The 12,139-nt window shown below is 49.1% G+C and carries 14 protein-coding genes; 8 read left to right on the forward strand and 6 right to left on the reverse strand.

What is annotated here, in order from left to right:
• The first annotated feature begins 148 nt into the window (after nucleotides 1-148).
• The 8 genes from Q0986_RS07170 (at nucleotide 149) to Q0986_RS07200 (ending at nucleotide 4,694) form a co-directional block, all read left to right on the forward strand.
• Nucleotides 149-1,285, forward strand: coding sequence for a citrate synthase (locus Q0986_RS07170; protein ID WP_299406881.1), 1,137 nt, complete (start codon nucleotides 149-151; stop codon nucleotides 1,283-1,285).
• A gap of 23 nt (nucleotides 1,286-1,308) precedes the next feature.
• Nucleotides 1,309-2,292: an aldo/keto reductase gene (locus Q0986_RS07175; protein WP_299406886.1), complete on the forward strand. Its 984-nt coding sequence runs from the start codon at nucleotides 1,309-1,311 to the stop codon at nucleotides 2,290-2,292.
• A gap of 108 nt (nucleotides 2,293-2,400) precedes the next feature.
• Nucleotides 2,401-2,601, forward strand: a complete 201-nt coding sequence (locus Q0986_RS07180) for a hypothetical protein (protein WP_299406891.1) — start codon at nucleotides 2,401-2,403, stop codon at nucleotides 2,599-2,601.
• Nucleotides 2,602-2,716: 115 nt separating this feature from the next.
• Entirely contained in the window at nucleotides 2,717-3,508 is a 792-nt protein-coding gene (locus tag Q0986_RS07185) for a nucleotidyltransferase domain-containing protein (RefSeq protein WP_299406895.1), read from the forward strand.
• Nucleotides 3,509-3,633: 125 nt separating this feature from the next.
• Nucleotides 3,634-3,864, forward strand: coding sequence for a hypothetical protein (locus Q0986_RS07190; protein WP_299406899.1), 231 nt, complete (start codon nucleotides 3,634-3,636; stop codon nucleotides 3,862-3,864).
• A complete protein-coding gene (locus tag Q0986_RS22915; protein WP_366918537.1) occupies nucleotides 3,861-4,124 on the forward strand; it encodes a hypothetical protein in 264 nt (87 codons plus the stop codon). The genes Q0986_RS07190 and Q0986_RS22915 overlap by 4 nt, the downstream gene beginning before the upstream one ends.
• A gap of 86 nt (nucleotides 4,125-4,210) precedes the next feature.
• Nucleotides 4,211-4,339, forward strand: a complete 129-nt coding sequence (locus Q0986_RS07195; protein WP_299406904.1) for a hypothetical protein — start codon at nucleotides 4,211-4,213, stop codon at nucleotides 4,337-4,339.
• A gap of 31 nt (nucleotides 4,340-4,370) precedes the next feature.
• Nucleotides 4,371-4,694 carry a hypothetical protein gene (locus tag Q0986_RS07200; RefSeq protein ID WP_299406909.1) on the forward strand — a complete coding sequence of 108 codons (324 nt, stop codon included), beginning with the start codon at nucleotides 4,371-4,373 and terminating at the stop codon, nucleotides 4,692-4,694.
• Between the two features lie 32 nt (nucleotides 4,695-4,726).
• Here Q0986_RS07200 and Q0986_RS07205 read toward each other — a convergent pair whose 3' ends face one another.
• The 6 genes from Q0986_RS07205 to Q0986_RS07230 form a co-directional block, all read right to left on the reverse strand.
• On the reverse strand, nucleotides 4,727-5,023 hold the full coding sequence (locus tag Q0986_RS07205) for a DUF1816 domain-containing protein (protein ID WP_299406913.1): 297 nt from the start codon (nucleotides 5,021-5,023) through the stop codon (nucleotides 4,727-4,729).
• Between the two features lie 46 nt (nucleotides 5,024-5,069).
• Nucleotides 5,070-5,279 carry a DUF2949 domain-containing protein gene (locus tag Q0986_RS07210; RefSeq protein WP_299407132.1) on the reverse strand — a complete coding sequence of 70 codons (210 nt, stop codon included), beginning with the start codon at nucleotides 5,277-5,279 and terminating at the stop codon, nucleotides 5,070-5,072.
• A gap of 235 nt (nucleotides 5,280-5,514) precedes the next feature.
• Nucleotides 5,515-6,621 (reverse strand): AI-2E family transporter, encoded by a 1,107-nt coding sequence (locus Q0986_RS07215; RefSeq protein ID WP_299406917.1) that lies wholly within the window; start codon nucleotides 6,619-6,621, stop codon nucleotides 5,515-5,517.
• A gap of 31 nt (nucleotides 6,622-6,652) precedes the next feature.
• Complete coding sequence (locus Q0986_RS07220; RefSeq protein ID WP_299406921.1) at nucleotides 6,653-7,033, reverse strand: response regulator; 381 nt, start codon at nucleotides 7,031-7,033, stop codon at nucleotides 6,653-6,655.
• 3 nt (nucleotides 7,034-7,036) lie between these two features.
• Nucleotides 7,037-9,646, reverse strand: a complete 2,610-nt coding sequence (locus tag Q0986_RS07225; RefSeq protein WP_299406925.1) for a PAS domain S-box protein — start codon at nucleotides 9,644-9,646, stop codon at nucleotides 7,037-7,039.
• Nucleotides 9,636-11,945 carry a response regulator gene (locus Q0986_RS07230; RefSeq protein ID WP_299406929.1) on the reverse strand — a complete coding sequence of 770 codons (2,310 nt, stop codon included), beginning with the start codon at nucleotides 11,943-11,945 and terminating at the stop codon, nucleotides 9,636-9,638. The genes Q0986_RS07225 and Q0986_RS07230 overlap by 11 nt, the downstream gene beginning before the upstream one ends.
• Nucleotides 11,946-12,139: the final 194 nt, after the last annotated feature.

Here is a 12,139-nt window from a genome sequence, read left to right on the forward strand (position 1 = left end):
TGAACGCTAGTATTAATCAAGGTGCCGTGTTTTTGAATGCCCGGCTTACCGTTAATTATTGACACGCTAGGTAATAGTCTGCCAGACGGGTTAAAGGCAGACTCTGAACGTGAAGTGGGCTGAAATAATCCTCATCGGAGCAAAGCAGATGACAACGTGTGATTATGAACCCGGATTAGATGGAATTCCAGCAGCCCAATCTCGCATTAGCTATGTGGACGGTCAGACGGGGCAACTTGAGTATCGTGGCATTCCCATTACCGACCTCGCCCAGCATAGTAATTTCCTCGAAACCGCCTTTTTACTGATTTGGGGGCATCTACCGAACCCTGAAGATTTTGAGGCATTTCAGTACGAAGTGCTGCACCATCGCCGGATTAAATATCGGCTAGTGGATATGATGAAATGCTTCCCTGAGCGCGGTCATCCCTTGGATGCAGTTCAAGCGGCAGTGGCTGCTTTAGGGTTATATCATTCTCGGCGAGCCTTTAATGATCCAGCCTATATTCGTCGAGCTGTAGTACGACTGCTGGCCAAGATCCCGACAGCAGTGGCCGCCTTTGAGCATATTCGTCAGGGCAATGATCCCTTGCGATCGCGGGATGATCTAAATTACACCGCTAATTTTTTGTATCTACTTGATGAGCAGGAACCTGATGCCAAAAAGGCACATATTTTTGATCAGTGTTTGATTCTCCACGCCGAACACACGATGAATGCCTCCACATTTTCTGCCAGAGTCACTGCATCCACGCTCACGGATCCCTATGCCGTCGTGGCTTCGGCCATGGGCACCTTGGGGGGGCGGTTACATGGGGGCGCCAATGAAGAGGTGATGCAGATGCTCACGGATATTGGCTCTGTGGAGAATGTGAAACCCTACCTCGATCAGCAATTAGCCGCAGGTCGGCGAATCATGGGGTTTGGTCATCGGATTTATAAGGTCAAAGATCCACGAGCCCGGATTATGCAAGGTTTGGCAGAACAGTTATCCGAGAATTATGGCTGCGATCGCTACTACGGTATTGCCCTAGCACTGGAGCAAGCGATGGAAGAACGACTGGGCGATCGTCAAATTCATGCCAATGTGGAATTCTATTCTGGGTTAATCTTTAGACAATTGGGATTTCCTGCCGATATCTTTACGTCCATTTTTGCCATTGCTCGGGTCGCCGGATGGCTGGCCCACTGGAAAGAACAGCTCGATGCCAACCGGATCTACCGTCCCTCGCAAATCTATATAGGACAACATGATCAACCCTATATTCCTGTGGTGGATCGGTAGCTCCTTAGTTTCAGGAGAGAAGGATGAGCCCAAAAACGCAACGACGCACGTTTCTAGCTAGTAGCCTCGCAGCTGCAGGAGGCCTGTTGGGTAGCTTAATGCTGCATCAGGATCGCCGCTCTGCGTCCCGACCTGAGCCATCCCCACCTAAAAATTCACCCCTACCGAAACGAGTGTTGGGAAAAACAGGTGTGAAGTTGCCGATTTTAGGTCTAGGGGGCGCTGGCCAAACGCCCTTGTCTCAACCGGGGTCTGAAAAGCAAGCCGTAGAGATGATTCAGGAAGCCTGGAACTTAGGGATTCGCTATTTTGATACGGCAGCCAGTTATGGCCCTAGTGAAGATTACTTAGGCAAAGTGCTGCCGCAGTATCGTTCTCATCTGTTCTTGGCGAGTAAGACCGCGAGGCGCGATCGCGATGGGGCATGGCAAGAATTAGAGCGTTCCCTTAATCGTCTCAATACGGATCATCTCGATCTTTGGCAACTGCATCACGTTTCTTTTGCCGATGAGATTGACACTATTTTTAGTGCTAATGGTGCCATTAAAGCCATTGAAGAAGCCAAATCCCAAGGCATTATCAAATTTGCAGGGATTACCGGTCACCATGAACCGAAGATTATCATCGACGGTTTAAACCGCTACGCCTTTGATACCACGTTGATTCCAGTCAATGCCGCAGATGTGCACCATCCTCGCCCGTTTATTTCCTCGGTGTTGCCCGTCGCTCGTCAACAGCAAATTGGTGTAATTGCCATGAAGGTGCCAGCCTATGGCAAGCTGTTGCGCCCTGGGGTGTTGTCGGGAATGTCGGAAGCGATGGGTTATTCCTTATCGCAACCTGGGGTGCACACCTGTATCATTGCCGCCGAAACGGTGGAACAACTCACGGCTAATGTGCAAACAGCACAAGCATTTCAAGCATTAGATGCGACAACCCTGGCCAACATCGAAAAACGAACCCAATCCACTTGGGAAGATCATTCTTTCTTCCGGGCATGGGCTTGACGCAGAGGATTTTGGCAAGTCTGCCACTGACCGTTGGGGACAGTGATTTGGCAAGGATATACTGGTGATCAATTATCCTGCCATCCTGCAAATATAGCGGGTTTATCCATGGCATCATCCCCAGATGACTTTCAAGATCCTCAACAACAAGTACTGACAGAGTTGCGAGAATTAAAACAAGACGTTGAGCAATTTAATCAGAAATTCGATAACTATCAAAAAACTACCCAATGGGTTGTGCAGCTGGCGTTTAGTTTGATTACGGCTGCAACGGTGATAGTCATTGTTTCAACGGTGCTGGGTAAGTAGTCTCGCTATTTGGTTGTCGAACGCTTTGTGCTGCTGATTGATGTGATCTCGCGTCCAAACTTTGATTTAGCGTATGGGCTTCACAGTAAACGAACTACACTCAGCTCGCCAACACTTGCTTGACACTGTTGTTGATTACTTCTTAGCAAAGCCAGGAATTGAAGCCCTGTATCTGCAAGGTTCTGTGGCAGCAGATTCAGCCGATGAATACTCGGATATTGATTTGCGGGTTGTGGTGCAACCCGATGCATATCTGCAATATCTTTCAGAGCGATTTGCAGCCCCTATGCAGTGGGGAGAGTGGCTGTATAACGAATGGGCCAACCGAGCTTGGGTCTGTGTTTCACACTTCAAGCCTTTCAACAAAATTGATGTTTTGTATTTTCAACCGCATGAGCTGCAGCCTTCTCCCTGGTTTTTGCTCCCCACACAAGTGATCTATGATCCCAAATCTTTGCTCAGAGAGGTCATGCAAGCATCTCTGGGATTAACCTTTACCTGGAATATCCAAGAAGTGGATCGACTCATCAGCAAGGGGTTAGCTTACGCTGAAGAAGGATATCGTCGCATTATGCGGGAGGAACTGTTTTATGCCCAGTCTCTCCTTGACAGCTTTAGAGCAATTCTGATGCAGTTTGATGATATGTGTCGCCAGTCTCCTTCGGCCGCATCGCCTGCCGCTCATTTTGAGCAACAGGGTAGTCAAGCGTGTATTCAAAGCTTGAATCACTCCTACACATCATTAGATAAGCATTTACTGCTTCAAGCTTTAAGCGAGTTGCTACAATTTTATTATAATCAGGTTGCCCAAATCCACAACACATTAGCATTACAGCGAGATATGCAAACTGATTTATTTTGGATTTATACCATCCTTGAATTATGCAAAGAGCATATTGAAGTGTGAAGTAACTACAAGAAAAATCTAGCTGTGATTGAGTATTATGATTTCCTGTATTTTCTGTAGTCTTTCTTGTTCTCGACTTAAAATTCAAAATTGAGTGAAATTAATGTCCCTTCAACAGTGAGCTTATGTCTGCTGCCGCTATCACTACAATTGTGAAAATGGTTGAATCCCTGCCTGATCAAGTGCAGGAAAAAGTCATAGAGCATATTCGAGAGTTCATTGCTGAGTTGGAAGAGGAACATCTGTGGGATACCTCTTTCCAGCAAACACAGGATAATTTAATCGCAGCAGCTCAAAAAGCGAAACAAGAAATTGCAGCAGGTCAATCAACGCCAATGGATTTCGAAAAGTTGTGAAATCTGCAACTTTGCCCTCTTTTTGGTCTAAATATAGAGAACTAAACAGTTCAGCAAAGGCAGGGGCACGGAAAGCCTATCAGTTGTGGGTAAAGAATCCGTTTCATCCATCCCTACATTTCAAATGTATCAACGGCCAGGAAAATATTTGGGCTGTACGAGTAACACGAAGTTATCGTGCACTTGGCGTTTGGGAAGGTGATACAGTGACATGGTTTTGGATCGGAAACCATGATGATTATGAGCAATTCTATTCATAATGCTCTAGCTTCGTGAAGGTTGGCATCGGCAATCATCCTTGCCAGGCTTTGGATTTATCATTCTACCTACGGTTTGGCAGCAGCTCATGTCTGGGGAAATCTATGGATTGAGCGACCTGCGATCGCACACCTTGCTCAATGGGCACCCTAACAATGATCGAGATCGCTATCGTGGACTAAGGTACGACACACCAGCCTTCTCAGCCTTTGCCTAGACTTTAGGCAACCGACAATACCTCAAAAATCATGATCTCACTCAAACTGATGTTGCCGCTAGTTGTAGGCACACTCGCGACCCTATGGGGATTCCCCACTTGGGCAGGCACTATTGATCAGAATTCTGATATCCAACGCACCCCTGCTCAAGCTCTGGGCGGCGAAGTCACCCCCTCCATTACGCTATTTCCTCCAGTGGAGCAGCCAGCGGCCTCCCAAACACCAGACCTCAATTTGCAAGTCTCCGGGAAATCTCCCTTAGTGACCACCGCTAACCCTGACCTTTGGGAATCTGAATTGCTAGACGAGCAACGACGGAGCGATCCAGGCTTTTTTACGATTACCGCTGATTAGCCCAAGTGTTAGACCACCACCGTTGGCGCCCCTTAACAGCGACTTAAAACCGTCGGTTGTTCATGCAGGGATAACGTTGGCAGAGTGCCGATCATCTCTGACATATAGCTCTCTTCTTCCTCATAGAGGGTGAGGGTTTCGGGTTGGCAGCGCGTAATCTTAACAATGATTTCGAGCGCATTTTCACGGACTAAATCTTCTACATAGCCCGACTGATACGCTTCGGCCTCTTCAACGCTGGTAAAAGGACCAAAATAATATTGGCATTCAGGAATGGTGGTTTGAATATGCACCCACCAATACATAAAAGCATTTCTGAAAGAAGACATAAAAAACCTCATTATGAATTGATATTGATTTTTAAAAGTGGGTTCTTTAAATTTCATCGATACTGAACGATGTCTCTGCCCAATGAAACACTTCATTCAGCTGTTCCAAGGTAATTAATCCGTACTGCCATAAAATGACGGGCAACGGACCTTGTTGTTGATGGCATGACTTCAGGGCAATATCAATGGATGCTGTGGATATACCCAAATCTTGTGTGAGAAATTCAATGAGTTTTTGCGATCGCTGGGGTATCATTGCTAACACCTAAACACGCCTAATGTCGGCCCATTGCATTTGAGAAACGGCATGCGTTCACTGAGCATTGCTGACTCATGAAAGCTGTAGAATGTCGTCTTCAACATCGAGATTATCGCTGAATATAACGCAGCCTACCCCTTAAACATGAGGAAAGTGTGAGGACCGCCTGATTCCGTTCGTTATATTGCGCCGTTATCTTGCGGCCAATCCCATAAATTTGAGGGAAACGGGCTTAGTCAAAGACAGGTACTGTCTCAGGTAGGGGCTGATTATCTTGCTCCGCCTGGCGTTTGGGTTGCAAATATAAATTTTCGATCAACACGCCCCCCGCCGCGATCCAAGGAGGGGTAATTAAAGCACCGATAATGCCTAACACTTGGGTGCCGCCTAAGACCGCCAAGAGTTGATAGAGCGGCGGGACATTTACAGATGGACTCACCACTAATGGATCGAGGACATAGGTTTCTAGATTTTGGATCACCACAAACAGCAAGAGCACCCACAACGCCGTCCAGCCGCCTTGAGCGACGGCAAATAATAACGCTGGGATGGCTCCCAAAACCGGTCCAAAAAAAGGAATGAGATTGGTTAATCCTGCGATCGCACCCAACCCTAAGGCCACCTCCGTAATCCCAATCAGCTTTAAGCCAATACTGACCGTCGTACCTAAGATCAGGGACACCAGCAACCGCCCTTGAATATAGGCTCCCATACGCTGACTGACAGGATGAACTTGATCGGCAAGGCGCTGCTCCCACGGCTGGGGGAATAACACCACTAATCCGTGGAGCAGCCGTTGTGAATCCGACAACATATAAGCGGAGAGAATAAGTGCGAGCAGTAAATTGAAAACGCCCCCTAATAAGCCTTTGGTGAGATCAACGGACTGCAAAATCAGCTTTTGACTGGATCGGAATGTCCAAGCCGTCAGGGCTTGCAAATCGAAGACTTGATTGATCATCCCTAGGTCTTCCGGCTTGCTGATGCCCAGTTGCAGAATCGTATCTTCTAGCGATGTCGTCAGCACTTCTAAATATCCTGGCAGAGCATTGAAGATGCGCTGAATTTGTTCCGTGACCGTTGGCCCGATCACTAAGGTGAGCGTAATAGCGACGCCAATCAGACCTCCATAAACCGCTAGTACAGCTAGCCATCGCGGCAGCCGTAATGCCTCCACCCGCTGAATCATAGGGGCTAAGGTCGAGGCCAAGACGATAGCAATCATCAGCACCACTACTAAGTTCTGTAATTGCCACAGCAGTAGCAGTCCCAGGCTGATGGCTCCCACTCTGATCAAACTGGCCAAAGAAAGGGAGGTGGATGCATCAGATGGCTTCATGTCAAAGCAGAGAAGGAATAAAAAGACAAAGCTACAGCTGCCAGCCTAATACATCCGCAATTTGATTGGGGAGTTGCAACGGGTCAAAGGGTTTAGGGATGGTCGCTAAAACACCTAATTCCTTGTAGCGATTCTGATCCACCGTTTGAACTTTGGCCGTCAGTAGTAGGACAGGAATTTGTTGAGTATGGGGATTGGCTTGAAGTTTTTGGTAGGTGGTGGCTCCATCCATATCCGGCATCATCACATCTAACAGAATCACATCAGGTTGCGCTTGCTCTGCTTTGAGTAACCCCTCAGCCCCTGAACTGGCTGTGACCACTTGCCAATGTTTAATGGTTTCCAACGCAATCTGGACAACTTCTTGAATATAGTGTTCGTTGTCAATTACCAGGATACATTTTGCTGTCATAGACTACGTCTCACTTGCGCTAAACATATCTTGAGCATGAATGGGGAGTGTGAATGTAAACGTGCTACCTTTCCCGAGCTGACTTTCCACCCAAATTTGGCCACCATGTTGCTGAACAATACTATGGCAAATAGCCAGCCCTAATCCAGTACCCTCATGGTTGCGAGCGTCAGAAGAATCCGCCTGCTGAAAGCGCTCAAAGATCGTGTCGATTTTATCGGCGGGAATGCCGCGCCCTTGATCCTCAACCTGAATACACACTTGCAGCGGTTTTTCAGCAGCAGAACGAGCGGGTGTCGCCTCGGCCAAGGTACAGCTGGGCGGCTGACTACTCCGATGGGCCGTAAGCCACACGGTTCCGCCAGCATGGGAAAATTTAATGGCATTACTCAGTAAATTGGTCAAAGTCTGGACGATGCGATCACCATCTACATCCGCCAAAATCGGCAAGGGTTGCACAGCAATATTGACCTGCATTTGACGAGCCATACCCTGCATAGTGTCGGCAGCTTGAGTCATTAAATCCGCAATATTGCATGGGTGTTTGGTCATACTGACTTGGCCCGATTCAATTCGTTCCACATCCAGAATGTCGTTAATTAAGCGGACTAATCGGTCCGTGCTATCTGCCGCAATATTAATCAGCCGCTGACTTTTATCAGGTTGGGCTGCTAACAAGCCGCTCGCGAGCATCCGCAGTGACCCATGAATCGAGGTGAGCGGTGTGCGTAATTCGTGGCTCACCACGGAAATAAACTCATTCTTCATCCGTTCGACCACTTGGCGATCGCTAATATCTTTGAAAGTGATCACAGCACCAACAATTTGAGTCTGCTCCCGGATCGGCGTACTGACATATTCGACCGGAAACAGCGATCCATCCCGTCGTCGAAAGTGATCCGTAATAAACCGATGGGTCGCACCAGAGGTTAAGGAGTCTAGAAAAGGAGCGGGAATCTGGGGCAGTTGAGGCTCTAAAATCAGCTCTATCGGTTGACCAATAAGCGCGTTGATCGTATATCCCAACAGTTTTGCAGCCGCTGGATTCACAAAGGTAATTTGAGTCTCTAGATTTAGACCACAGAGCCCTTCTCCCATCGAATTCAAAATTAATTCGTTTTGGCGCGTCAGCTGCATCAACGAGGATTGGGCTTCCACCCGTTCCGTAATGTCCCGCAGAATCGCCGTAAAGACTTGTTCTGTTCCCAACTGCAATTTCGAAATCGAGGCTTCTACCGTAAAGCAAGTGCCATCTCGCCGTTTGGCCAAAATCGGTTGCCGTTCACTCCGATGGCGGGCGAGCATATCAGCCTGTTCATAGGTTTGCATATAGCGCTGATGGGTCTGTAGAAATTCCGGAGGCAGCAAGACCTCTAAGGATTGCCCTAAGATCTCGTCACGGCGATAGCCAAACATTTTTTCCGCTCCCTGATTAAACAGGGTAATGGTTTGGGACGCATCCACGGAAATAATTGCATCTTCCGCAATTTCTAAAATGCCAGAGAATCGCTTTTGGGATTGCTGCAATGCTGCTTCTGCCTGCTGACGGGTGTGCAGTTCAGCTCGCAACTGTTGATTGGCCGTGCGCAGCGCAGCCGTCCGTTCAGAGACTCGCTGCTCTAAGTTATATTTCGCTTCTTGCAGCACCACTTCCACTTGCTCGCGTTCGGTCAGTTCAGATTGCAGTTGGCAATAGAGCTGTGATTGCTGAATAGCGATGGCCAGGTGTGTAGCCAGTCGACTGAGGAGTTTGATTTCTAAAGATTCCCAAGGACGGGGACTACGACAATGATGGGCCATCAACAGTCCCCATACCTGATTCTCCAGGATAATGGGCACCACCAAATTGGCCTGGATTTGGAATTGAATGAGTAGTTCCAAATGACAGGGGGTCAGGTTAGCGGTGTAGATATTCTCAATGGCACTCGCGTGGAGTTGGTCGGGAGAGCCGCCGTAAATATCTGGGAAGCAAGGATCTCGGATTTGGGTGCCCAGAATGGAGGGCCACTGATCCGTATCCACAGATTCCACCAAGACGATGCCATTCCAGTTTTTTTCTAGCTTAAAGATCAGAACGCGATCGGTCTCTAGAAGGTGGCGAACCTCAGCAACGGTGGTATTGAGAATGGTGTGCAGGTCTAATGATTGACGAATGCGGGCTGCGATCGCACTCAGTAACTGCTCATGCTCTATTTGCTGTTGGAGTGCGAGTGCTGATTGCTGCTGTTCCGTAATATCAATGCCTGTCCCAATCACCCATTGGACGGTATCGCTTTGTTTAACCACCGAATGCGACCAAGCGATCAGGCGGTCACCGGTTTTTGTCCGCCAGCCGTGTTGATGCTGGTAGGGTATCTGGTGAGTGAGCAACTGCTGGAACATCGATTGGACCTGTTCTTGCTCCTCTGGCACCAGCAATACCTGCCACAGGCAACGCGATTGGACCTCCGCAAAGGTATACCCAGACACCCGCTCACACGCTTGGTTAAACCCCACAATCCGCCCCTGGATATCCATTACCACCACTAAGGCTGGCAAGGTATTCAAGAGGGTGGTCATCCACTCCTGTTGGTCGGGCAACAGATGCGGGGCACACTCACGTTCAATGGTCATCGATCTGCCTCCTGATGCACGTCCATGGCTGAGACTGCTGATCGGCTCTTTTGTAGAGTTCAGATAGGGTTCCTCCGGCTTGAGGATACTGGACAACGCCCATGGTTAACGCAATGGGGACCGCTTCTCCAGACGGCTGACGGTAGGTCTGGCAACTCTGGCCAAGATGCTGGATATGATGGGTCGCTTCGGCCGCTTGCACACCATACAGTCCCATGAAAAACTCATTACTACTCCAGCGCGCCACCACTGCTTCATCCCCACAGCCCTGATGCAATTCATGCCCCACATAACGGAGGATGGCATCGCCTATCCCCAAGCTATAGTCATCGTTAATTTGCCGTAAATTCGTGACTTTTACTAGGGCTAAACAGAGGGGTTGCTGTAGCTCCTGCGCCCGTTTCATCTGATGTTCGAGCATCGGTACCGCAGGTTGCCGTTTATAGGCTTTGGTTAAGGTATCCATCTGCCAGAACTGCTGAGATAACTGCATACGCTCCAGGCGATTGACGAGGCGAACCACCAGTTCTGGTCCAATGACCGGCTTACTCACAAAATCATCTGCCCCCAAGGCAAAAATCTGGTTGACGATCTCTGCTTCGGTGTGAGCGGTCAGAAAAATAATCGGTAGGTTATGCCAATAGGCGTCATTCCGCACCACCTGACACAGTTCCATACCGCTCACATGGGGCATTTCAATATCTAAAATCAGTAGATCGGGGGAGACGGCAACCAGCGTTTGCCAAAAGAGTCTGGCATCTGCAAGAGTACTGACCTTAAATCCCCAGGGCTCTAGCAAGGGCGGTAACATCTGTAACATCTGAGGGTCATCATCCACAATCATGATCTTGGCGGTAATCGCCTGAGTGTGCTGGAGTGCCCGATCCACCTCATGTAATACCTGCATAGGCGTGAGGGGCTTTTCGAGATAAGCTCTACCGCCCAATCGAGCCACTTCCAAACGAGAGTGCAACCCATCGGGAGGCCCATAAAATAATACGGGTATGGCGGGATGATGGTGAGCCACCGCTTGCAGAAAGGTCAAGATCTGCTGCGCGTCTCTATCGACCGCTGGATCGATCAAAATCACCTGAGGAGGCTGTTGATTGAAAACCCGTTGAGCCGTGTCTAAGTCAGCTACAGTCTGTAGTGTCCAATTCCAGTGTCTAGCTTGTTCCGTTAAGTCGGTGACCCATTTGTCATCACTGTCGATAATCAGTAAAGACGGTAGGGTAGGCATGGCCTCTGGGAGATCAGCAGAGGCAGAATAACCTGATTGATCCACGGTTTGTCTGAGGGTTGCCACCTGGTGATGGAATTGCTCGATATGCTCTGGTGCCAGAGGCTGAGGCATTTTGAGCAGTTGTTCAAGGGTCCGAGCCAGCTGGGTGCCCTCATGCAGACCAAACATTCCTAAGGCGCCCGCTAACGTATGCGCTTCCTGCTCTGCCTGCTGCTGCTGGTCAGGGTCAAGCTGGCCGGACTGGGTCTGTAGAGCAGAGCACGTTTGTTCTAGAACCTTTACTTGGTCACTGATCCGGGAGTGATACCGCTGCCAAATCGTTGCGATCGCAGCCGAGTTATCCATCTGAGGAGTCCCCTCTTCTGTTGTCAGGTCTAGTTCAGATAAAGGCTTGAGCCGATAGCCAATCCCATAGACCGTTTCAATCACATCTGGGGGTGCTTTTGCATCTCGTAATTTATGGCGGAGGCCCTTGATATGGGTTCTAACCGCCTCTTCTCCCGGCATATCCGCATAGGTCCACAGATGCTCTAACAACATCCCACAGCTAAAGACACGGCGAGGGTTACGCAGCAAGAGTTCTAACAGCGCATACTCCTTGGGCGTTAGCGCCAGCGGCTGCTGTTGATAACTGACCTGGGTAGAGCTAGGGTCGAGCTGAATATCGGCCCATTCTAAGATAGGGGTCGTATAGAGCCGACCGCGACGCAGTAAGGCCCGGATACGAGCTTCCAGCTCTTCTAGATCAAAGGGTTTCACCACATAGTCATCCGCCCCAGCATCGAGTCCCACCGCTTTATCATGGCTATTGCCCTGCCCTGTCAGGAGCAGAATGGGCATGGTATAGCCTTGATTACGCAGTTGACGACACAGCGTAATGCCATCCAGCTTGGGTAAGATGACGTCCAGCATCAGCAAATCATACTCAAACGCCTCCACCATATCGGCAGCGCTCTCACCATCGGTCGCCGTTTCCACGGCATAGCTGCACTGGGTTAGCAGCGTGATTAAGGCATCCGCCGTCGGCTGATCATCCTCAACGACAAGTATTTTCATAATCGGGCTCCTGACATCAGGTCCGATGAAATCTCTAAGGCAATGGCTACTTCAATTATCGGTAAAAATTTGCGATCTCACCATAGAGACGATTGGCGAACCCCCAAAAGCAGCCGCCTTGAGCCTCAATGGACTGTGCTCAAGACAGTCTGGTGATGTGTCCCTGAGCGAAACCGTTGGTAAGACCGCACATC

It is taken from the genome of Acaryochloris sp. IP29b_bin.148 (genome assembly GCF_028285565.1).
Lineage (GTDB): Bacteria > Cyanobacteriota > Cyanobacteriia > Thermosynechococcales > Thermosynechococcaceae > Acaryochloris.

Excerpts from the sequence above, each read along its gene's own strand:
- Q0986_RS07195 (WP_299406904.1), top strand. The coding sequence starts at position 4,211 with ATGTCTGGGGAAATCTATGGATTGAGCGACCTGCGATCGCACACCTTG.
- Q0986_RS07225 (WP_299406925.1), bottom strand. The coding sequence starts at position 9,646 with ATGACCATTGAACGTGAGTGTGCCCCGCATCTGTTGCCCGACCAACAG.
- Q0986_RS07215 (WP_299406917.1), bottom strand. The coding sequence starts at position 6,621 with ATGAAGCCATCTGATGCATCCACCTCCCTTTCTTTGGCCAGTTTGATC.
- Q0986_RS07190 (WP_299406899.1), top strand. The coding sequence starts at position 3,634 with ATGTCTGCTGCCGCTATCACTACAATTGTGAAAATGGTTGAATCCCTG.
- Q0986_RS07210 (WP_299407132.1), bottom strand. The coding sequence starts at position 5,279 with ATGATACCCCAGCGATCGCAAAAACTCATTGAATTTCTCACACAAGAT.
- Q0986_RS07220 (WP_299406921.1), bottom strand. The coding sequence starts at position 7,033 with ATGACAGCAAAATGTATCCTGGTAATTGACAACGAACACTATATTCAA.
- Q0986_RS07200 (WP_299406909.1), top strand. The coding sequence starts at position 4,371 with ATGATCTCACTCAAACTGATGTTGCCGCTAGTTGTAGGCACACTCGCG.
- Q0986_RS07205 (WP_299406913.1), bottom strand. The coding sequence starts at position 5,023 with ATGTCTTCTTTCAGAAATGCTTTTATGTATTGGTGGGTGCATATTCAA.
- Q0986_RS07170 (WP_299406881.1), top strand. The coding sequence starts at position 149 with ATGACAACGTGTGATTATGAACCCGGATTAGATGGAATTCCAGCAGCC.
- Q0986_RS07230 (WP_299406929.1), bottom strand. The coding sequence starts at position 11,945 with ATGAAAATACTTGTCGTTGAGGATGATCAGCCGACGGCGGATGCCTTA.
- Q0986_RS07180 (WP_299406891.1), top strand. The coding sequence starts at position 2,401 with ATGGCATCATCCCCAGATGACTTTCAAGATCCTCAACAACAAGTACTG.
- Q0986_RS07175 (WP_299406886.1), top strand. The coding sequence starts at position 1,309 with ATGAGCCCAAAAACGCAACGACGCACGTTTCTAGCTAGTAGCCTCGCA.